The organism is Kitasatospora sp. NPDC001261 (assembly GCF_042896795.1).
GTDB lineage: Bacteria > Actinomycetota > Actinomycetes > Streptomycetales > Streptomycetaceae > Kitasatospora.
This window is the reverse complement of the sequence record NZ_JBIAXP010000038.1, coordinates 1-21,064: the sequence shown is the minus strand read 5'-3', so window position 1 is coordinate 21,064 and position 21,064 is coordinate 1. Positions and strand designations below refer to the sequence as shown.

18 protein-coding genes are annotated in these 21,064 nt (G+C 73.8%); 6 read left to right on the top strand and 12 right to left on the bottom strand.

Features of this window, described 5'->3' with window-relative positions; genetic code table 11:
* Positions 1–128 precede the first annotated feature (128 nt).
* A complete protein-coding gene (locus tag ACFY4B_RS37570) occupies positions 129–2,351 on the top strand; it encodes an NADP-dependent isocitrate dehydrogenase (RefSeq protein WP_049657424.1) in 2,223 nt (740 codons plus the stop codon).
* Positions 2,352–2,423: 72 nt separating this feature from the next.
* On the opposite strand, the gene ACFY4B_RS37565 is transcribed toward ACFY4B_RS37570, so the two are convergent.
* The 3 genes from ACFY4B_RS37565 to ACFY4B_RS37555 form a co-directional block, all read right to left on the bottom strand.
* The gene (locus ACFY4B_RS37565; protein WP_375877757.1) at positions 2,424–3,095 is read right to left on the bottom strand and encodes a hypothetical protein; all 672 of its coding nucleotides are present in this window, start codon (positions 3,093–3,095) and stop codon (positions 2,424–2,426) included.
* 116 nt (positions 3,096–3,211) lie between these two features.
* A complete protein-coding gene (locus tag ACFY4B_RS37560; protein ID WP_387975640.1) occupies positions 3,212–3,859 on the bottom strand; it encodes a YdcF family protein in 648 nt (215 codons plus the stop codon).
* A gap of 125 nt (positions 3,860–3,984) precedes the next feature.
* Entirely contained in the window at positions 3,985–5,001 is a 1,017-nt protein-coding gene (locus ACFY4B_RS37555; protein ID WP_082346077.1) for a cytochrome c oxidase assembly protein, read from the bottom strand.
* Positions 5,002–5,246: 245 nt separating this feature from the next.
* On the opposite strand from ACFY4B_RS37555, the gene ACFY4B_RS37550 reads away from it, so the two are divergent.
* A complete protein-coding gene (locus ACFY4B_RS37550; protein ID WP_074004541.1) occupies positions 5,247–6,206 on the top strand; it encodes an NAD(P)-dependent oxidoreductase in 960 nt (319 codons plus the stop codon).
* 49 nt (positions 6,207–6,255) lie between these two features.
* Here ACFY4B_RS37550 and ACFY4B_RS37545 read toward each other — a convergent pair whose 3' ends face one another.
* Positions 6,256–7,089 (bottom strand): SDR family NAD(P)-dependent oxidoreductase, encoded by an 834-nt coding sequence (locus ACFY4B_RS37545; RefSeq protein WP_387975637.1) that lies wholly within the window; start codon positions 7,087–7,089, stop codon positions 6,256–6,258.
* Positions 7,090–7,260: 171 nt separating this feature from the next.
* On the opposite strand from ACFY4B_RS37545, the gene ACFY4B_RS37540 reads away from it, so the two are divergent.
* Positions 7,261–7,923, top strand: coding sequence for a TetR family transcriptional regulator (locus ACFY4B_RS37540; RefSeq protein ID WP_387975635.1), 663 nt, complete (start codon positions 7,261–7,263; stop codon positions 7,921–7,923).
* 64 nt (positions 7,924–7,987) lie between these two features.
* On the opposite strand, the gene ACFY4B_RS37535 is transcribed toward ACFY4B_RS37540, so the two are convergent.
* The 7 genes from ACFY4B_RS37535 to ACFY4B_RS37505 all read right to left on the bottom strand — a co-directional run bounded on the left by ACFY4B_RS37535 (position 7,988) and on the right by ACFY4B_RS37505 (position 15,264).
* The gene (locus ACFY4B_RS37535) at positions 7,988–9,040 is read right to left on the bottom strand and encodes a CU044_5270 family protein (protein WP_387975632.1); all 1,053 of its coding nucleotides are present in this window, start codon (positions 9,038–9,040) and stop codon (positions 7,988–7,990) included.
* Positions 9,037–9,672: an RNA polymerase sigma factor gene (locus ACFY4B_RS37530; RefSeq protein WP_387975629.1), complete on the bottom strand. Its 636-nt coding sequence runs from the start codon at positions 9,670–9,672 to the stop codon at positions 9,037–9,039. Before ACFY4B_RS37530 ends, ACFY4B_RS37535 begins: the two co-directional genes overlap by 4 nt.
* 59 nt (positions 9,673–9,731) lie before the next feature.
* Positions 9,732–10,727, bottom strand: coding sequence for a 2-hydroxyacid dehydrogenase (locus ACFY4B_RS37525; protein WP_049656211.1), 996 nt, complete (start codon positions 10,725–10,727; stop codon positions 9,732–9,734).
* Between the two features lie 140 nt (positions 10,728–10,867).
* Positions 10,868–11,893 (bottom strand): 6-phosphofructokinase, encoded by a 1,026-nt coding sequence (locus ACFY4B_RS37520; protein WP_074004545.1) that lies wholly within the window; start codon positions 11,891–11,893, stop codon positions 10,868–10,870.
* 351 nt (positions 11,894–12,244) lie between these two features.
* On the bottom strand, positions 12,245–12,973 hold the full coding sequence (locus ACFY4B_RS37515; protein ID WP_074004546.1) for a type 1 glutamine amidotransferase: 729 nt from the start codon (positions 12,971–12,973) through the stop codon (positions 12,245–12,247).
* Positions 12,974–13,019: 46 nt separating this feature from the next.
* Positions 13,020–14,282, bottom strand: a complete 1,263-nt coding sequence (locus tag ACFY4B_RS37510; RefSeq protein WP_049656207.1) for a MurT ligase domain-containing protein — start codon at positions 14,280–14,282, stop codon at positions 13,020–13,022.
* Between the two features lie 283 nt (positions 14,283–14,565).
* Entirely contained in the window at positions 14,566–15,264 is a 699-nt protein-coding gene (locus ACFY4B_RS37505; protein ID WP_375877750.1) for a GNAT family N-acetyltransferase, read from the bottom strand.
* Positions 15,265–15,543: 279 nt separating this feature from the next.
* Between ACFY4B_RS37505 and ACFY4B_RS37500 the strand changes: the two genes are divergently transcribed.
* From ACFY4B_RS37500 to ACFY4B_RS37490, 3 genes are all read left to right on the top strand, one after another.
* Positions 15,544–19,536: an amino acid adenylation domain-containing protein gene (locus ACFY4B_RS37500; RefSeq protein WP_387975625.1), complete on the top strand. Its 3,993-nt coding sequence runs from the start codon at positions 15,544–15,546 to the stop codon at positions 19,534–19,536.
* Between the two features lie 115 nt (positions 19,537–19,651).
* Complete coding sequence (locus ACFY4B_RS37495; protein ID WP_049658393.1) at positions 19,652–19,867, top strand: hypothetical protein; 216 nt, start codon at positions 19,652–19,654, stop codon at positions 19,865–19,867.
* A gap of 216 nt (positions 19,868–20,083) precedes the next feature.
* Positions 20,084–20,374 carry a muconolactone Delta-isomerase family protein gene (locus ACFY4B_RS37490; RefSeq protein ID WP_049658392.1) on the top strand — a complete coding sequence of 97 codons (291 nt, stop codon included), beginning with the start codon at positions 20,084–20,086 and terminating at the stop codon, positions 20,372–20,374.
* Positions 20,375–20,383: 9 nt separating this feature from the next.
* Here ACFY4B_RS37490 and ACFY4B_RS37485 read toward each other — a convergent pair whose 3' ends face one another.
* Complete coding sequence (locus tag ACFY4B_RS37485; protein ID WP_375875274.1) at positions 20,384–20,836, bottom strand: hypothetical protein; 453 nt, start codon at positions 20,834–20,836, stop codon at positions 20,384–20,386.
* Between the last annotated feature and the right edge of the window lie 228 nt (positions 20,837–21,064).

Below are 21,064 nucleotides of genomic sequence, written 5' to 3'. Positions count from 1 at the left end.
CCCCTCCGGGAGGGCCGGGCGCCCGCCGGCCGGGCCGGTGCGCGCCCGGAAACGGGGGGAGGTGGAGTCGGAGGCCCGTGACGAGATATCTTGACGTCAAGACGTTGGAGACGTGAAGCGGAGTACCGATGACTGACTCGACCATCATCTATACGCACACCGACGAGGCTCCGGCCCTGGCGACCTACTCGTTCCTGCCCGTGGTGCAGGCGTACGCCTCGACCGCGGGTGTGCGCGTGGAGACCCGCGACATCTCCCTGGCCGGGCGGATCATCGCGAGCTTCCCGGAGCGTCTGACCGAGGCGCAGCGGATCGGCGACGCGCTGGCCGAGCTGGGTGAGCTGGCCAAGACCCCGGACGCCAACATCATCAAGCTGCCGAACATCTCGGCCTCGGTGCCGCAGCTCAAGGCCGCCGTCGCCGAGCTCCAGGCCCAGGGCTACGCCCTGCCGGACTACCCGGACGACCCGCAGACCGACGAGGACAAGGACGTCCGCGCCCGCTACGACAAGGTCAAGGGCAGCGCCGTCAACCCGGTCCTGCGCGAGGGCAACTCGGACCGCCGCGCCCCGCAGTCGGTCAAGAACTACGCCAAGACCCACCCGCACCGCATGGGTGCCTGGACGGCCGACTCCAAGACCAACGTCGCCACCATGGGTGAGAACGACTTCCGGTCGACCGAGAAGTCCGCCGTGATCGCCGGTGACGGTGCGCTGCGCATCGAGCTGCTCGGCGAGGACGGCACCACCACCGTGCTGCGCGAGAAGGTGCCGGTGCTGGCGGGCGAGGTCGTCGACGCCTCGGTGCTGCACGTCGCCGCCCTGAACGAGTTCCTGGCCGCGCAGATCGCCCGGGCCAAGGCCGAGGGCGTGCTGTTCTCGGTGCACCTCAAGGCCACCATGATGAAGGTCTCCGACCCGATCATCTTCGGCCACGTGGTCCGCGCCTTCTTCCCGAAGACCTTCGCCAAGTACGGCGAGGTGCTCGTCGCCGCCGGCCTGAACCCGAACAACGGCCTCGGCGGCATCCTGGCCGGCCTCGACAACGTGCCGCACCTGGGCGCCGAGATCAAGGCCTCCTTCGAGGCCGAGCTGGCCGAGGGCCCGGCCCTGGCCATGGTCGACTCCGACAAGGGCATCACCAACCTGCACGTGCCGAGCGACGTCATCGTCGACGCCTCGATGCCGGCCATGATCCGCACCTCCGGCCACATGTGGGGCCCGGACGGCAAGGAGGCCGACACCCTCGCCGTGCTGCCGGACAGCAGCTACTCCGGCGTGTACCAGGCCGTCATCGACGACTGCCGCGCCCACGGCGCCCTGGACCCGGCGACCATCGGCTCGGTGCCGAACGTCGGCCTGATGGCCCAGAAGGCCGAGGAGTACGGCTCGCACGACAAGACCTTCGAGATCGCCGCCGCGGGCACCGTCCGCCTGGTCGACGCCGAGGGCAACGTGGTGCTGGAGCAGGCCGTCCAGCCGGGCGACATCTTCCGCGCCTGCCAGACCAAGGACCTGCCGATCCAGGACTGGGTCAAGCTGGCCGTCACCCGCGCCCGCGCCACCGGCGTCCCGGCGGTGTTCTGGCTGGACGAGAACCGCGCCCACGACGCGGTGCTGATCGAGAAGGTCAAGAAGTACCTGCCGGAGCACGACACCACCGGCCTGCAGATCGAGATCAAGTCCCCGGTCGACGCCACCACGTTCTCGCTGGAGCGCATCCGCCGCGGCGAGGACACCATCTCGGTGACCGGCAACGTGCTGCGTGACTACCTGACCGACCTGTTCCCGATCCTGGAGCTGGGCACCAGCGCCAAGATGCTGTCGGTCGTCCCGCTGATGGCGGGCGGCGGCCTGTTCGAGACCGGCGCCGGCGGCTCCGCCCCGAAGCACGTCCAGCAGCTGGTCAAGGAGAACTACCTGCGCTGGGACAGCCTGGGCGAGTTCTTCGCGCTGGCCGCCAGCTTCGAGCACCTGGCCACCACCACGGACAACGCCCGCGCCCAGGTGCTGGCCGACACCCTGGACCGCGCCACCGGCACCTTCCTCAACGAGGACAAGTCGCCGAGCCGCCGCCTCGGTGGCATCGACAACCGCGGCAGCCACTTCTACCTGGCCACCTACTGGGCCCAGGAGCTGGCCAAGCAGACCGACGACGCCGAGCTGGCCCAGGCCTTCGCCGGCCTGGCCGCGACGCTGACCGAGCAGGAGTCGGCCATCGTGGACGAGCTGATCGCCGTCCAGGGCTCGCCGGTCGACCTCGGCGGCTACTACCAGCCGGACCCGGCCAAGGCCGCCGCCGTGATGCGCCCGTCGAAGACCTTCAACGAGGCGCTCGCCAACCTCGGCTGAATCCAGGCGAGTTGAGGCACCGGAGGCCCCCGGGTCGGTCCGTACGGACCAGCCCGGGGGCCTCCTCCGTGCTCAGGCGCCGGCCGGCCGACGGCGGCCGAGCAGGCCGGTCTCGTGCAGCAGGAGCGCCTGGCCGCCCCACACCAGCACGGTGCCGACCAGACAGGCGAGCGCGACCAGGATGCCCATGCCGATCCTGACCGGCCGGTGCTCGGCCACCTCGCCGGTCGAACCGTCCGCCCACACCTGCTCCCGATGGCCGTCCGGGTGGTCGCCGTCGCGGGAGCGGCGGACCTGCTCCCAGTCCTGCCCGGCCGCCGTCCAGCGGTAGGTGCAGCTGTAGACGTCGATCGAGCCGATCGGGCCGCGGTCGCTCTCCAAGGTCTCCGAACCGGAGACGTGGCAGCCGCTCAGGGTGGCCGTCACCGCCTTGTCGGTGCGCATCCAGCTCCGGATGTCGTCCGTGGCGGACGCCGCCATCAGGACGCCGACCAGCGGCGGCACGAGCAGGAACAAGCCGATGCCCACGACCGCGCCGGGGGAGACCTCGTACCGCAGGAACGGTCCCGAGGCCGCCGCGCCCGCCAGCAGGGCGGCCCCGAACACCCACCCGTGCCAGGACAGCCACCCCGGGTCGTCGAACACCCACTGCCAGGCGGCCAGCCCGCCCACCACCGCCGCGACCAGGGCGGCCGCCAGGGCCACCAGGACGCAGGCCCGCTGCAACGTGCTCCACTTGGACACGCTCGTGCCCCCTCCGCACTCGGTTCCGCCTCCATCCTGGCGGAGGGGTGCGACACGATCCAGAGCCCGGCACCGGGACCGCTCTGCCCCGGGACCGCGCTGCCCAGGGACCGTTCTCAGGACAGTCCGAGCAGCGCCCCGGCCCCGGCCGCCGCCACCACCAGGAGCAGGGCGGCCCCGTGCGGGCGCCACAGGGCGAGGGCGGTGCCGACGGCCTCGCGCAGCAGGAGGTACGGGCCGTGCGCCAGCGGGCCGTCCGCGCCGAGCACGGCGGCGGGGGCGCCGGCCCGGCGGGCGGCGAGGGCGGAGCGGACGGTGTGGAAGCCGTTGGTGACCACCGTGCAGCGGTAGCCGGGGCGCTCGGCGGCCATCAGGGCGGCGCTGAAACGCAGGTTCTCGGCGGTGTTCACGGCCCGCTCCTCGCGCCGGATCCGCTCGGCCGGGACGCCCCGGGCGACCAGGTAGCGGGCCATCGCGGCGGCCTCGGTGCAGTCCTCGTGCGGGCCCTTCCCGCCGGTCACCACGACCAGCGGGGCGTACCCGGCGGCCTCCTCGGCGGCGAAACGTTCCAGCGCGGAGTCCAGCCGGGCCGCCAGCGGGGGCCCGGGCTCGCAGCCCTCCAGCGCGGCGCCCAGGACCACCAGGTAGTCGGAGCCGGCCGGCACGGGCCGGCGGCGGTGGTACAGCGCCAGGCCGAGGAAGCCGAGCAGCCAGAGCGGGACGGACCCGCAGAGCAGGACGGCGACGAACAGCAGGACGTGCATATACGTTCGAACGCCTGCGGCGGAACGACCGTTCCGAGGCGCTCCCGGAACGGCGGAACCCCCGTTCCGGAGGCGGAACGGGGGTTCCCGGGAACGATCGTTCCGCGGTGAGTGGTGGGGTGGCCTCAGCCGGCCTCGGCCGCCGGGGTGGCGCCCGCCACCGGGGCGGCCGGGGCGGCCGGAGCCGAGCCGGGGCGCCGGTCGCGCTTGTGCAGCGAGGCCAGGTAGGCGTTGTACGCCTCCAGCTCGGCGTCGCCGGTGCGCTCCTCGGAGCGGTCGCGGCGGCGGGCCTGCCGCTGTTCGGAGCCCATCCACTGGTAGACCAGCGCGATCAGCACGATCGCGGTCGGGATCTCGCCGAACGCCCAGGTGATGCCGCCGGCCAGCTTCTGGTCCTCCAGCAGGTTCGTCCCCGGTGGTGCGCCCTCCACGGTGAAGGTGGTGACCAGCGGGTGGCCCGCCATCATCACCGCCACGCCGAAGAAGGCGTGGAACGGCATCCCCATGAACAGCTCGATGATCCGCATCACGTGGCCCGGGCGGTGCGGGCCCGGGTCCACGCCCATGATCGGCCAGAAGAAGGCCAGACCGGTGAGCAGGAAGTGCACCATCATGAAGATGTGCCCGAGGCGGTACTGCATCAGGAAGTCGAACAGCGGGGTGAAGTAGACCCCGTACAGGCTCGCGATGAACATCGGGATGGTGAACGCCGCGTGCGAGACGATCCGCATGTACCGGCTGTGCAGCAGCGCCACCAGCAGCTCGCGCGGCCCGCGCGGACGGCCCTTGCCGGCCGGGCGCAGGGCGCGCAGCGCCAGCGTGATCGGGGCGCCCAGCAGCAGCAGGATCGGCGTCAGCATGGAGAGCACCATGTGCTGGATCATGTGCGCGCTGAACAGCACCATGCCGTAGTCGTTCAGCCCGGTGCAGGTGACCAGCAGCATGGTGGCGACACCCGCCGCCCAGCCGACCGCCCGGCCGATCGGCCAGCGGTCGCCGCGCCGGTACAGCCGCACCACGCCCGCCGCGTACAGCCCCAGGAGGACCAGTCCGCCGAGCAGGAACACCCAGTCGGGGGACCAGGTCCAGACGTTGGACAAGCTGAACGGGCCTAGTTGGGTCATCCCGCCGTGGTGGTGCATTCCTGACATTCCGTCGCCCATCGGCGGGTCCTGCTTTCCGTCCTCGTGGTCCAAAACGCGGGTCCGGTTCGCCCGTTTTGCTTGACATACAGCCTAGGTGGGCCTTACCCCGGGCCATCCCCCCACCCCCTCCGTACGGGTGTCTCCCCACCGGAGCGCCTCCTGGCTAGACTGACCGGCCGGTCGGCGGGGAGGCTCGGGGCTCGGAGTCCGAGGGCTCGGGGATTCGGCAGGGAGGCTCGGAGATGGCGACGGAACACGGTCCCGCGGCGCCCACCACGGTCGCGCTGACCGGGGCGACCGGCTTCATCGGCTCCGGCGTGCTCGCGGCCCTCGCCGCGCGCGGCGTCCGGGTACGCGCCCTGGCCCGCACACCGCCCCAGGACGCCGTACCGGGCCCCGCCTGGGTCCCGGGCGACCTGGCCGACCCGGCGGCGCTCACGGAGCTCTGTACGGGCGCCGGGGCACTGGTGCACCTCGCCTCCCGGGTCGACGGCGGAGCCGAGGAGTGCGAGGCGGTCAACGACCGGGGCACCGCCGCCCTGATGGCGGCCGCCACCCGCGCCGGGGTGCGGCGGATCGTCCACCTCTCCACGGCCGCGGTCTACGGCGAGGGCCCGCACCAGGGCATCGAGGTGGACGAGGTGCCGCCCGCCCCGGTGTCCGAGGCCAGCCGCACCCGGCTGCTCGGCGAGCGCCACGCGCTGGCGGCCGGCGGGTGCGTGCTGCGCCCCGGACTGGTGACCGGCACCGGGGACCGCTGGGTGGTGCCCGCGCTGGCCGAGCTGGTCCGCCGGGTGCCGGTCCGCTGGGAGGGCGGCCGCACCCGGCTCTCGATGGTCGACCGCGCCGACCTGGCCCGGCTGATCACCGCGCTCGCCCTGGACGGGCAGGCCGCCCCGCCGGGCGTCCACCACGCCTCGCACCCCGACCCGGTCCGCGGCGGCGACCTGCTCACGGCCCTGGCCGCCCTCGGCCTGCTGCCCGCCCCGGACGGCCCGGACACCCCCTGGGAGGAGTGCCGCCGACTGCTGGCCGCCGCGCCCGGCCGGGTCTCCGAGCGGCAGTTCGGCCTGATCGCCCGCGACCACTGGTACCGCAGCGACCGGATCTGGCACCTCGCCGCCTGCCCGCCCGGTCCCGGCCCCCTGGCCCGCCTCCCCGAGGCCGCCCCCTGGTACCGCCAGGCGCTCGGCCGGCCCTGAGGGGCCGCCGGGAGGCGGGCGTCGCGGCTGCGGTCCTCCCGGTCCCGGTTCAGGAGGCCGCGTCGGCGAGCAGCGCGGTGGTCAGCTCGTGGAGGCGCCGCGCCGCCTCGGGGTCGAAGGCGGGGCCGGTGAGCTCCAGCGGCTCGCCCGTCATGGAGGCGGAGATGATCTCGGCGGGCGGCGCGTCGAGCGCCGCCAGGACCGGCACGATCCCCTCCTCCACCGGCCTGGCGTTCCGCCGCGCGGCCTCGATCTGCTCGGCCATGACCGGGTCGTACTCACCCGAGAAGCCGGTGCGGACGCTGCCCGGGTTCAGCAGCACGTACCGCACCGGACCGGCCGGCCGCCGCTGGGCGAACCCGACGCCGAGCAGGTCGTTGAGGCGGCTGCCCTGCATCAGGGCGTCGATGCCGCTGTAGTCGCGCTCACGGCCCAGGTCGTCCCAGCGGATCTCGCCGAAGTCGACGCCCGGGCCGCAGACGTTGACCACGACGGGCGCCGGTGCGGCGGCCAGCAGGTCGGCCAGTTCGTGGCTGAGGACGAAGCGGCTCAGGTAGTACAGCGCGAAGGTGTGCTCGAAGTCCTCGGCCGTGACCAGGCGCGACGAGCGGAAGTGCTGGGCGCACAGGACCAGTCCGTCGATCCCGGCGAACCGGTCCCGGATCTCACCGACGGCCCTGCGGGTCTCGCTGACCAGGCTGAGGTCGGCGGCGATGAAGTGTGCGCGGCCCCTGGCGCCGATGCGCTCGGCCTCCGCGAGCACCTCGGCGCCCTTCTCGGCGTTGCGGCCGAGGACGACGACCTCGTCGCCGCGCCCCAGGTACGTCAGGGCAACGGCCTTGCCGATGCCGTCCGTACCACCCGAGACAACAATCGTTTTCACGCTGGGACCTCCACGGAACGGTGAACACGGGAGAACTCGCGGCGGGGAACGCCGGTGCGGCGGGAACCGACCTGTGGGAAGGCGTGCGGATACGCGCGCCGCCGAGTCATCGATTGATGACTCGGTCGAAGCTAATCGCGCCGGGATACCATGTCAACAGCTGATGACTTGATGCCGCAGCACCTGTCGATCCACCGGGAGAACGCCGTGACCGCACCGTCGAGCGGCCGGCCGCCGCGCCACAAGCGCGACCGGGAGGCCACCAGAGCCGCCCTGCTGGCGGCCGCCCGGGTCCACTTCGGCCGCGAGGGCTACGCCGGGGCGAACGTCCGCGGCATCGCCCAGGACGTGGGCGTGGACGCCTCGTTGGTGTTCCGGTACTTCGGTTCGAAGCGGAAGCTGTTCGAGGAGGCGTCGGCCGAGGACGCGCAGGAGGCCGGGGCCGTGCTGGCCGGCCCGCCCGGCCAACTCCCCTACAGGCTGCTGGAGATGATCCTCCGCGAGGAACGGCCGGAGTCGGTGGGCGACCACCCGTTCATCGCCATGCTGCGGTCGGCCGGCGACGAGACGATCCGCGGTCAGCTGCACGACCAGGTGTGCGACACCTACATCGCGGGCCTGCGCGCCCTGGTCGACGGGCCGGACGCGGATCTGCGGGCGGAGCTGTTCAGCGCGTGGCTGCTGGGCATCAGCGTGGTGCGGACCGTGGTGCGCAGCGACGTGCTCGCCGCCGCGACCCTGCCCGAGGTGGCACCGTACTTCGACCAGGTGGCCGCCGCCCTGCTCGGCGGGGGCGGCTCCGCCGATGACCGACGAGGCGGGCCCGATCGTTGAGGGGCCGCCGGTGCCGGGGTGTTCCCGTTGCGGCGGCCGGCGGCCCCCATCGGGCGTGGGACCGTCAGGCCGTGGCCTGCCCGGCGCCGGGGCGCTGGTTCTTCGCGTCGACGACGGCCCGGGTGACGATGGTCGTGCGCTCCACGACGGTGCCGGGCTTGATGCCGTACTCCTCCCGGACCTGCACGCCACGGCTGCCGAGGTACTGGTGGCTCTCCCGATCGAAGATCCACTCCGATCGCTCGCCGGTCTGGGGGTCGAGCCGCGCCAACGCGATCCCGTCGCGGCCGGAGACGTCCTGCGCGTGCTCGACCACCACCACGCCCGGGATCTTGCCGGCGGCCTCGTAGAGCGCGGCGGCGAGGGCGGAGGGGACGAGCTGCTCGCGGATGATGGAGCCGATCTCGTTGAACGCCTGCTGGTCGTGGTCCCGGTCGCCGCTCACCGTCGAGTAGACGGACTTCAGCAGCGCGTCGGGGTCGGCGGGCTGGGCCGCGAGCCACTGGTAGGTCAGCTGCTCGCGGGGCTCCTTGGTGTCCAGCGTGATGCCGCCCTTCGACTGGTAGCCCGGCTCGTCCAGCCAGCCCTTGGTGCCGTCGGGGGACTTCCACACCTCGCGGTCGTGCAGCGGCTGGACCCAGGTGGCGGACTCCCCGGTGTCCGCGTTGTGACGGGTGGCCATGAAGGAGACCTGGCTCTTGACGTAGACGAACTGGCCCGGTCCGGGCTGGGGCGTGGTGCGCGCCGTCGCGGCGGCGGCGATCGCGTGGACCGTCGAGGCGAGCTGGACGGTGCTCCCCTCCTCGATCCGCACGACGGGTGCCTTGACCGGCCGTGGGGAGCCGACGGTGTCGGCCGGGGTGTTCAGGGAGACGACCACGGCGAGGGCCGCGGCCGCGGCGACCGGCGCCGCGAAGAGGACGGTGCGGCGCAGCGGGCGCCGTACCGGGGCGGCCGCGGGGGCGGCCTGGTCGGGCCGGTGGATCTCGCTCATCAGGTGCTCCTCGAGCAGGTCCTGGCGGTCGGCCGCCAGGCGGGGATCGGCCGGCGCCGGCAGTAGACGGGCCAGTTCCGCGTGGTCGAGCGGTTCGGTGTGCCGCCGCGAGTTGCGGATCATCGGTGCGTCTCCTTGTGCGGCCGGGCCGCGGTGCTGCGGCTGCCCTGTACTTGTCCGGGGATCGGGAGCGGTTCCGTGTTCTGCTGCGCGGCGCGCAGTTCCTCGGCCGCGAGTCCGCGCAGTCGGGTGCGGGCGCGGGAGAGGCGCGAGCGTACGGTGCCGACGGGTATGCCGAGGGTGGCCGCCGCTTCCGCGTAGCCGAGCCCGGACCAGACGCAGAGCGCGAAGACCTCGCGTTCCGAGCGCCGCAGGCGCCCCAAGGCCTTGTGGGCGGCGGCGAGTTGCTCGGAGTCGGCGATGCGGCCGACGAGTTCGTCGGCGAAGTCGGGGACCGGGTCGGTCGCGGGCATGCGGGCCAGGGCCGCGCTGTGGCGGCGGGCGGCGCGCGTCGTGTTGCGCAGCACGTTGACGGCGATGCCCATGAGCCAGGGGCGTGGACTGTCGCCCTCGTCGCGGAGTTTCCCGCGCAGGCGCCAGGCCTCGAGGAAGGTCAGCGAGACCACGTCCTCGGCGAGTGCCCAGTTCCCGGTCACGCGCACGGCGTGGCGGTACACCAGGGAGGCGTGGTCCCGGAAGAGGTCGCGGAACGCTTCGGGGTTCCCGGCCCGGAGCCGGGAGTGTGGATGGTTCACGTCATGCCTTGTCCGGGCGGGAGGACCGGTTCCCGTGATCCGGGTCACCATCCGCGGCGTCAGTTCCTGGGGACCAGGGTGTTCTCGTTGCGGCGGCCGGCGGCGTGGTCGTCGATGTTGCGGGCGGTGGCGTCGATGATCTGGCCGACGGCGGTGCGGGTGAAGTAGGCCTGGTGGCTGGTGACGAGGACCTGGGGGAAGGTGACGAGGCGGGCGAGGGTGTCGTCGGTGATGCCCTCGATGGAGCGGTCGGTGAAGAAGACGCCGGTCTCCTCCTCGTAGACGTCGAGGCCGACGCCGGAGAGGCGGCCGGCGCGCAGGGTCTCGACGAGGGCGGCGCTGTCGACGAGGCCGCCGCGGCTGGAGTTGATGAGGATGGCGTCGTCCTTCATGCGGGCGAGGGCGGCGCCGTCGATGAGGTGGTGGGTGGCCGGGAGGAGGGGGACGTGGAGGCTCACCAGGTCGGCGCGGGAGAGGAGTTCGGGCAGTTCGGTGTAGTGCATGCCGAGGTCGAGGCAGGCCGGGTTCCGTGCGATGTCCCAGCCGAGGAGTTCGGTGCCGAAGCCGGCGGCGATGCGGGCGAAGCACTCGCCGATCTTGCCGGTGCCGATGACGCCGACGGTCATGCCGTGGATGTCGCGGCCGAGGAGCCCGTCGAGGCGGAAGTCGAACTCGCGGGAGCGGCTCGCGGCGCGGGTGAGGCGGCGGTTGACGGCCAGCGCGAGGGTCCAGGCGTGTTCGGCCACGGAGTACGGGCTGTAGTGGGAGACCCGGGCGACGGTGAGGCCGAGTTCGGCGGCCGCGTCGAGGTCGATGTTGTTGAAGCCGGTGGAGCGCTGGGCGATCAGCTCGGTGCCGCCGGCGGCGAGGACGGCGAGGGTCTCGGCGTCCAGGACGGCGTTGACGCTGCTGCTGACGGCCGGGTAGCCGGCGGCCAGCGGGGCGGTGTCGCGGTTGAGGAACACGTCGAGGCAGCGCAGCCCGTGGCGGCCGGCGAAGGCCTGCTCCAGCAGCGGCCGCTCGTCGGCCTGCACTCCGTAGGCGAGGATCTCCATGCCGGACACGCTAGCGGCGGGGGCCGCCGGACGCCCGCCGGGTGCGGCAAGCGCCCCTGGGACGTACGGAGGCCCGGGACGTACGGAGGCCCCCGGGCCGCGCGGGGCGGGCCGGGGGCCTCCGGGGAGGGCGGGGGCGGTCAGAGGACCGTCTCGGCCTCCAGGTAGCGGTCCTGCGGCACGGTCTTCAGCTCGGCGACCGCCTCGGCCAGCGGCACCAGGTTGATGTTGGTGCCCTGCAGCGCGGTGATGTGCCCGAAGGCGCCCTTGTGGACGGCCTCGACGGCGTGCCAGCCGAAGCGGGTGGCGAGCACCCGGTCGTAGGCGGTCGGGGTGCCGCCGCGCTGGGTGTGGCCGAGGATCACCGGGCGGGCCTCCTTGCCGAGGCGGTGCTCCAGTTCGCGGGAGAGCTGGGTGGCGATGCCGGTGAACCGCTCGTGGCCGTAGATGTCCTTGGTGCCCTCCTCCCAGTGCATGGTGCCGGGCTCGGGCTTGGCGCCCTCGGCGCAGACCACGATGGCGAACTTCTTCTGGCGGTCGAAGCGCTCGCGGACGACCTCGGTGAGCTTGTCGATGTGGAACGGGCGCTCCGGGACGACGATGGCGTGCGCGCCGGCGGCCATGCCCGCGTTCAGCGCGATCCAGCCGGTGTGCCGGCCCATGACCTCGACGACCATGACGCGCTGGTGGGACTCGGCGGTGGTCTTCAGCCGGTCCAGCGCCTCGGTGGCGACCGAGACGGCGGTGTCGAAGCCGAAGGTCACGTCGGTGGCGGCGATGTCGTTGTCGATGGTCTTGGGCACGCCGACGATCGGCAGGCCCGCGTCGCTCATCAGCTTGGCGGCCTTCAGGGTGCCCTCGCCGCCGATCGGGATGACCGCGTCCAGGCCGAGGTCGGCGCAGTACTTCTTGGCCCGTTCGACGCCGTCCCGCAGGTGGCTCGGCTGGACCCGGGAGGAACCGAGGATGGTGCCGCCCTGGGCCAGGATGCCGCTCACCGAGTCCAGGGTCAGGGGGCGGTGGTGGCCCTCAAGGAAACCGCGCCACCCGTCCTCGAACCCGATGATCTCGTCGCCGTGGTCGACCACCCCCCGGTGGACCACGGAGCGGATCACCGCGTTCAGGCCGGGGCAGTCACCGCCGCTGGTCAGCACTCCGATACGCATTAGCTTTGCAACTCCCGAGCAGAACCGAGGAACGGCCGGACTACAGGCTGGGACGACGAGCCGTCACCGTAACGGGGCGCTCCCTCGCCGTGGTGGCAGGGAGGTGGCCGCGGGGTGAAGGACCGGCCGATCCGGACAGAACGCCCGAAAACGGCCGCGAAGTCGAGCATACGGCCCCTGGTCCGGCCGGGCAGGAGCCGACGCGGGAGCGGCGCCGTCGGCGCCCCCGCGCGGAATTGCAGCCTGCTGCCGAGGAGGGTGTGCAGTAGGCAGCCCCATTGTGGTACGTCCGGGGCCGCCCGCGGACCGGGTGACCGCATGGCGGGCACCCGGCCGGGGCGTACGGATGTACTACTGGGGACGCGTCGCGGCCGCGATGCGCTCGGCGCGCAGCGCGTCGTACCAGGTGGTGTCCGCCGGCGGCAGCGCGGCGACGTCCAGCGCCAGCTTGAGCAGCATGTCGGCCACGGCGGGGTTGCGGGCCAGCACCGGGCCGTGCAGGTAGGTGCCGAACACGGTGTCCCGCCAGGCGCCCTCGGTGCCGTCACCGGTGCCGTTGCCCCGGCCGACGCTGACGGTGGCGAAGGGCTGCACGCCCTGGCCGAGATGGGTGACGCCCTGGTGGTTCTCGAAGCCGGTCAGCTGCGGCAGGCCGAGCCGGGGGTCGACGTCGGCGAGCACGTCGCCGACGCAGCGGGCGCCCTCGCCGCGGGTGGTCCAGACGTCGAGCAGGCCCAGGCCCGGCTCGCGCTCGCCGAGGTCGTTGATGAACTCGTGGCCCATGATCTGGAAACCGGCGCAGACACCGAAGATGATCGCGCCGTTCTCGGCGGCCCGCACCAGGCCGCTGTCGGCGCGCAGCCGCTCGGCGGCCAGGCGCTGCGGGCGGTCCTCGCCGCCGCCGATCAGGTAGATGTCGCCGCTGGTGGGGATCGCCTGGTCGGAGCGGACGTCGATCCGGGTCACGTTGAGGTGGCGCTGGCGGGCCCGGCGCTCCACGACCAGGGCGTTGCCCCGGTCGCCGTAGGTGCTGAGCAGGTCCGGGTAGACCCAGACCACGCGCAGGCTGCTCTCACTCATCCTCGAAGGCCTTCCGTCACGTAAAGACTGGTGTGCGGGCGCGGCATCAGCCGGCCACGACCTTCCGCAGCTGCTGGAAGGCGGTGTAGTTGGCGATGGCCTCGATCCGGCCGGGCGGGGCCATCCGGACGGCCTGCTCCAGCGTGTCGACCACGTGGAACTGGAGTCCGGCGACCTCCAGGCGGACGGCCAGGTCCAGCTTGCGCTGGCCCATCACGAAGACCGGGTGCCCGGCGAGGCGCTCGTAGTCGACGTCCCACAGCCAGGAGGTGTCGGTGCCGTCGGCGTCGAGGGCGTTGACGGAGAGGATCACCGGGGCGGGCGGGCCGTCGATCAGCGAGAAGGTCTCCAGCCAGCCGGCCGGGTTCTTGGCCAGCAGCAGGCGGATGTCCCGGCCCTGGTACTGGACCACGTCGTAGCGGCCGGCCACGGCGGCCACCGAGCGCATCCGCTCCAGGGCGACCTGCGGGGCGACGCCGAACACGGCGGCGACGGCGGCCGAGCTGGTGGCGTTGGCCAGGTTGGCCCGGCCCGGCAGCTGGAGCTGGATCGGCCAGGCGCCGCGCTGCGGGTCGATCACGTGGGTGCCCTGGAGCGCCCAGTGCGGGTTGGGCCGGCGGAAGCCGCAGTCCTGGCAGAACCAGTCGTCGCCGGGGCGCTGCATCACACCGCCGCAGGCGGGGCAGGACCAGGCGTCCTCCTTCCAGGCCTGTCCGGCGGCCACCCAGACCACCTTCTTGCAGGAGGAGGCGGCCCAGGTCACCAGCGGGTCGTCGGCGTTGGCGATGACCACGGCCTCGGTGTTCTGGAGGCCCTCGCGCCACTTCTCGGCCATCATCCGGGTCTCGGCGGCGCGGTCGAGCTGGTCGCGGGAGAGGTTGAGCAGGGCGATCGCCTTGGGGCGGGTGTCGCGGGCGACCATCGCCAGGTACTTCTCGTCGACCTCGATCACGCCGAAGCGGGCGTCGTTGCCGCCGGCCAGGGCGGAGGTGATGCCGGCGGGCATGTTGGCGCCCAGGGCGTTGGAGACCACCGGACCGGCGGCGCGCAGCGCCTCGGCGATCAGGCGGGTGGTGGTGGTCTTGCCGTTGGTCGCGCTGACCAGGACGACGTCGAGGTTCTCGGCGAGGGTGGCGAGCAGGTCGGGGTCGAGCTTGAGGGCGACCTTGCCGCCGATCACCGAGCCGCTCCCGCGCCCGGCCTTGCGCGACACGGCGGCGGCGACCCGGCCGGCGGTGACCGCGATCTTGGCGCGGGCCGGCAGCGAGGCGTCGCGTGCGCCTGTGGGCTCCGATTCGGTGCCTGCCATGCTCAGTGGTTCCTCCTTGCTGCGGCACCACCCGTGGCCGAATAACGGGCCGTCGGGCGGCGGGGACGGGGGTCAGCCTACCGACTCCGTCGCCCGACCGGACGATCCGGACCCCGTGCCGCCTGCTGCGACGCGCTCGCGGGTGCTGCTGACGGCCTGTCGGGGAGAGCGGTGTACGGAGCAGCCCCAAGGGTTCGGCTCCGAACCCCTACTGCTTTGACGACGCTCGACGACCACCGTCGGGTTCCCGACCTGCCCGGGTAAGGATCTGGTGAAGAAATGATCAGCGTCCCGGATGGTGGGCGCAGCCGGCCGGATCCCCGGCGGCCAGCGTGGCGGTGATCACCAGGGTGCCGTCCTCGGCCCGGAAGTCCAGCGGCGCGTCCAGCCGTCGCATCGCGGCGATCAGCCCGGTGTTGCCGCCCTGGGTCACCGCGTACACCGTGCGGACGCCGGCCGCCCGGGCCGTCGCCGACAGCCGCCGCAGCAGCGCCGCGCCCAGCCCGTGCCGCTGCCAGTCGTCCTCGACCAGGACGGCCAGCTCGGCCTCGCCGTCGTCCCACATCAGGTGCCCGAGCGCGAGGATCCGCCCGTCCGGGGCGGCCACCGCGTAGCTGCGGCCGTGCCGCGGGTCCAGCAGGTGGTCCAGGTAGCGGCCGGCGTCGCGGACCGGGCCGTGGTAGCGCAGCCGCAGCGCGGCGGGGGAGCAGCGCCCGTGCATCGCCAGCGCCGCCGCCCGGTCGGCCGGCCCGGCCGGGCGCAGCAGCAGCCCGGTCCCATCCGGCAGGGACAGCCGGGACGGGGCCTCCGGCGCCGGACCGGCGGCGCGGACGGCGGGCGGGTGCGGCCGCACGGTCCGGTACGGGCCGCCGGTGAGCGCGGGCGGCCGGGTGGCCTGGCCCTCGGGCGCCGCGCACCTGCGGTCGGACCTGCGGAAGGGCCGGTGCCAGAGCCGTTCGGGGCGAGTGCGTGATGCCTTCATGCCGCCGACGCTACCGACGGTGCGCTTCCGTTCGGTTACGTGATCGTGAACGGGCGAATGCCCGGGTGCGCGGCCGGGCGGGGTGGGACAGGGCGGGCCCCGGCCCGGGACGGCGGCACGGGTGGCCGGGACGGCATCGGCGCAGGTCGCGACCGGTGCCTCAGGCGGGTGGGACAGCGGGCGGCCGACGGTGGATGGCGTTCCCCGGTGCTCCTGGTGAGCAGGAGGCCACGCCCCGTACGGCCACACCCGTACGTCCACGCACCGAAGGCCGTTTCCATGCGCGACACCCCGTCCGTCCCCACCACCGACACCACCGCCACCACCGAGACCGCCGCCACCACCGGCATCCCCGCCGTCCCGCACGCCCGCCGGGCTCCGGTCGGCACCGCGCTCACCGGGCTGCTCGACCGGCAGGCGCAGACCCGGCCCGGCGCGCCGGCCGTCCTCGGCGAGGGCGGCGGCCTCACCTTCCAGGAGCTGGCCGGGACGGCCCGCCGGCTGGCCGCGCGGCTGCGCCGCCTGGGCGCCGTCCCGGACGGCTGCGTCGGCCTGTACGTCGAGCCGTCCGTCGAGCTGGTCGCCGGGGCCTGGGGCGTGCTGTACGCCGGGGCCGGCTACCTGCCGCTGTCGCCCGAGTACCCCGAGGACCGGATCCGCTACATGGTCGAGGACAGCGGCACCCGGATCGTGCTGACCCAGGCGCACCTGCGCGAGCGGCTGGCCGCGCTGGTCCCGGCCGGGACCGCGGTCGTCACCTTCGAGGCCTGCGAGGACGCCGCTCCGCTGCCGGAGGCGGCGGCGGAGGAGGCACACGAGGAAGCGCCCGAGGCGGCCGCCGAGCCGGAGTCGCTGGCCTATGTGATCTACACCTCGGGCAGCACCGGCCGCCCCAAGGGCGTCATGATCGAGCACCGCTCGGTGGTCTCCCAGCTGCGCTGGATGCACTCCGCCGGGCACCTCGCCCCCGGGACCACCGTGCTGCAGAAGACCCCGATGAGCTTCGACGCCGCGCAGTGGGAGATCCTCGCCCCGGCCGTCGGCGCCCGGGTGGCGGCCGGCACGCCCGGCCTCTACCGGGACCCGGAGGCGCTGGTCGCCGCCGTCCGGCGGCACGGGGTGACCGCGCTCCAGTGCGTGCCCACCCTGCTCCGGGCGCTGCTGGACACCGAGGGCTTCGCCGACTGCACCGGCCTGACCCGGGTGTTCTCCGGCGGTGAGGCGCTCTCCCGGCGGCTCGCCCGCGACCTGGGCCGCGCCCTCCCGCAGGCCGCGCTGGTCAACCTGTACGGCCCGACCGAGTGCACCATCAACGCCACCTGGCACCTGGTCGACCCGGCCGATCCGGCCGACGGCGCCGGCTCGGTGCCGATCGGCCGACCGGTGGCCGACACCCAGTGCCACGTCCTTGACGAGCAGCTGCGGCCGGTCGCCGCCGACGGCGTCGGCGAGCTGTACATCGGCGGCGTCCAGCTGGCCCGCGGCTACCTGAACCGGCCGGAGCTGACCGCGGAGCGGTTCGTCCGCTCCCCGTTCGCCCCCGGCGAGCGGCTGTACCGCACCGGCGACCTCGTGCGGTGGAACCCGGACGGCACCCTCCAGTTCGCCGGCCGGGTGGACAACCAGGTCAAGCTGCGCGGGTACCGGGTCGAGCTGGACGAGATCGCCCGCGCGATCGAGGAGCACACCTGGGTGCGCCGCTCGGCCGCGGTCGTCACCGGGGACGACCGCACCGGGCACCCGAACCTGGTCGCCTGTGTCGAGCTCAACCCGCGCGAGGCCGCCCTGATGGACCAGGGCAGCCACGGCGGCCACCACCAGTCCAAGGCCAGCAAGCTCCAGGTCAAGGCCCAGCTGTCCGACCCGGGCCTGCGCGACCGGGCCCGGCTGGCGGGCCGCGAGCGGGTCGAACTGCCCGGCCGGAAGGAGACCGACGCCCAGCGCCGGGAGGCCTTCGCCCGCAAGAGCTACCGCTTCTACGACGGCGGCGCGGTCACCCGGGACGACCTCACCGCGCTGCTCGCCCCGCGCCCGGCCGGCACCTTCGGCCGCGACCTGGAACTGCTGAGCCTGCCCGAACTCGGCCGCGTCCTGCGGTGGTTCGGCCAGTTCCACAGCGAGGAGCGGCTGCTGCCCAAGTACGCCTACGCCTCGCCCGGCGCGCTGTACGCGACCCAGCTGTACCTGGAGACCGGCGGCCTGGACGGGCTCGCGGCCGGGCTGTACTACTACCACCCGGTCGAGCACGTCCTGGTCCGGATCGGCCCCGCCGGGGCGCGGCCGGGCCCGGAGGACGGGGCCTACCTGACGCTGCACTTCTCCGGGAAGCACGGCGCCATCGAGCCGGTCTACAAGAACAACATCCGGGAGGTGCTGGAGTTCGAGACCGGCCACATGCTGGGCGTCCTGGCGGAGGTGCTGCCCGAGTACGGGCTGGACGTGCGCCCGATCGGCCTCGACCCGGCGGCCAAGGGCCGGCTGGACGTCGCCGAGGAGGACCACTACCTGGGCGCCTTCGCGGTCGTCCGGGCCGGCGGCCCGGCGCGGGACGAGGGCACCGAGCTGTACGTCCAGGCCCACCAGGGCCGGGTGGACGGCCTGCCGGGTGGCCTCTACCGGTACGCCGAGGGCGAGTTGACGCACGTTTCGGAGGAGGTGGTGGAGTCCCGGCACGTGATCGCGATCAACCAGGCCGTCTACGCCCGGGCCTCGTTCGGCATCACGGCCGTCGCCCGTGCCGAGGAGGAGTGGCTGCGGTACATCGTGCTCGGCACGGAGCTGCACCGCCTCCAGCGCAACGGCCTGGGGCTGGGCTTCATGTCCTCCGGCTACAGCTCCAAGTCCGGCCACCCGCTGCCCGCTTCGCGCCGCATCGACGAGATCCTGGCCGGCCGCGGCATCACCCCGGGACCGTCCTACTTCTTCCTCGGCGGCAAGGTGAGCGAGGAGCAGATCCGCAGCGAGGGCATGCACGAGGACACCGTCCACATGAAGGGACCGGCCGAGCTGATCAAGGACCAACTGGCCACCCTGCTGCCCGACTACATGCTGCCCAACCGGGTGCTGGTGATGGACGCCCTGCCGCTCACCGCCAACGGCAAGGTGGACCTCAAGGCGCTGGCCGCCTCCGAGGCCGTCCGCGCGGCCGGCGTGCGCGGCGCGTACGTCGCACCCGCCACCGGGTACGAGCGGTGGCTGGCCGAGGCCTGGGGGCGGGCGCTGGGGTACCAGGAGGTGTCGGTGACGGACGAGTTCTTCGCCGTCGGCGGGAACTCGCTGATCGCCGTCGCCCTGGTGCACCGGATCAACCGCGAGTTCGGCGTCGCGCTGCCGCTCCAGGTGCTGTTCGAGTGCCCCCGGCTGGGCGACCTGGCCGCGCGCGTCGAACGGGCCTGCGGCGAGGGCGGCGAGCGCGCGGGCGGGGACACCGGCGGGAGCGCGGCCTCCCGGCTGGTGCCGCTGCACCCGGGGGCGGCCGACCGGGCCGTGTTCTGCTGGCCCGGACTGGGCGGCTACCCGATGAACCTGCGGCCGCTCGGCCGGGAGGCGAGTGCGGGCCGGGCCTTCTACGGCGTCCAGGCGTACGGCGTCAACCCGGGCGAGACGCCGTACCCGACCATCCGGGAGATGGCCGCCGCCGACGTCGCCGAGCTGCGCCGGGTGCAGCCGCGAGGGCCGTACACGCTGTGGGGCTTCTCCTTCGGCGCCCGGGTCGCCTTCGAGGCGGCCTGGCAGCTGGAGCGCGCCGGGCAGCGGGTGGAGCGGCTGCTGCTGATCTGCCCCGGCAACCCGAAGGTGCGCCGGGACGACGCCCGGTCGTGGGGCCGGGAGGCCTCGTACGCCAACCCGGCGTACCTGACCATCCTGTTCGGGGTGTTCGCCGGCCGGATCAGCGGCCCCGACCTGGAGCGCTGCCTGGCCGAGACGGTGGACGAGGCGACCTTCGTCGCCTCCGTGCACCGGATGCTGCCGGAGCTGGACGAGGAGCTGATCCGGCGGATCACCGGGATCGTCGGCGAGACCTACGAGTTCGAGTACAGCTTCCGCGAGCTCGCCGAGCGGCGGCTGGAGGCGCCGGTGACCGTCTTCAAGGCCGCGGGCGACGACTACTCGTTCATCGAGGGCAGCACCGGCTACTCCGCGACCCCGCCCACCGTGGTCGACCTGGCGGGCGACCACTACGGGGTGCTGCGGGAGCACGGGGTGGCCGAGCTGGCCGCCGCGATCCGGGAGGTGGAACGGACGGGCCCCGGGGAGCCCCCGGGCCGCTGATCGGATGATGTGGACACGCTCACGGATGGCTCAGGATCCGTGAGCGGGGGAGCCCCTTCGGATAGGGATGGCTCGGCTTTTCCGCCGATCCCGTCTCCTCCGAAGGGGCTTTCCGATGTCCGTGAAGAACTCCGCGCTGGCCACCGCCTGTTGCGCCCTGCTGCTCGCCCTGCCGCTCGCCCTCGCCCAGTCGGCCGCCGCCGACAGCAACGGCCCCAAGACGCCCGAGGAGGCCGCCACCTGCCACCAGGTGCTCGGCGCCCTGCTCGGCGGCTTCGGGCCGATGCTCGGCGAGGCCGTCTGCGTCGTGCAACCGGCCGACAAGGGCTGACGCCTCCCGGGAATCCGCCGCCGGCGGTGGCCGCCGTCCTCGGGCCGCCGCCGGCGGAGCCGGATCCCGGGCCCGCGCCGGGTGCGGGGCCGCCGGAGGCCGGCTCCGGATTCGCCCGGCCGGCCCACCGGGTGCGGGCCGGTCGTGGCGGCGGTCGGGTGCCGGGCCGACGATGAGGGGGCGGGGGCGGGGCGGGGGCGAGAAGGGAGCAGGACCGTGCAGGAGTTCCTGGTCGAGATCACCACCAGCGTCCCCGAGGGCACCGCCGAGGAGGAGGTCGACCGGCGGCGCGCCGCCGAGGCCGTCCGCGCCCGCGAGCTGGCCGCCACCGGCCACCTGGCCAGGCTGTGGCGCCCGGTCGGCGAACGGCGCAGCATCGGCGTCTGGCGGGCGGCCGACGAGGCCCGGCTGCGCGCGGAGGTGCTCGGCAGCCTCCCGCTGCGGCCGTGGATGACCGTCGTGGTGACCCCGCTCGAACCGCACCCCAACGACCCGGGCCCGGCCTGAGGCGACGGCTCAGGCGATGCGGGTCGGCGCGTCCTGGAGGGTGTGGCCGGTGGCGGTCAGCAGCGTCGTCAGGACGGCCGGGGTCACCGGGTGCTCGGTGCGGAGGTAGAGCTCGTCGGCGGCGGGGTGGGGGTGCACGGAGAGCAGGGTGATCCGGTGGTCGGCGAGCGCCGTGCGGGTGTGGGCGAGGGCCGTGGTGCGCACCCGCCAGAGCGCGACCGGGGGCGGGGCGTGCGGTGACCACCAGCTGTGGAGCAGGGCGGTGGCGAGCAGGGCGAGCGCGGAGGCGGCCACGACGACCGGGCCGTCCGGGCCGTGGACGACGATCTTGGCGATGAGGTCGGCCGCCGTGACGGAGAGGAAGACGGCGGCGAGTTCGACGGTGTCACGGCGCCAGCGGTGGGTGCGGCGGGCACCGGGGCCGGCGGGGGCACGGAGGGGAGAGGGCTTCGAATGCTCCATGCCACCACCGTGCCCGACCGGTGTTTCCCGGTCGGGCATCCGTCGTGACCGGCCGGTTACGGTCCGCGCCGGGGTGTTACGGGAGGAACGCGCGGGGCCGAGTGGGGAGGCCGGGCCGCCGGTGGTCTAGCCGCAATGCCAGTGACTTTGATGGCTTTGGCTCGTTGGGTGTGGTGTGGCGAGGGTGGGGCAGGTCAAGTCGCCTGCGGGTGAGCGGTTGTCGGACCG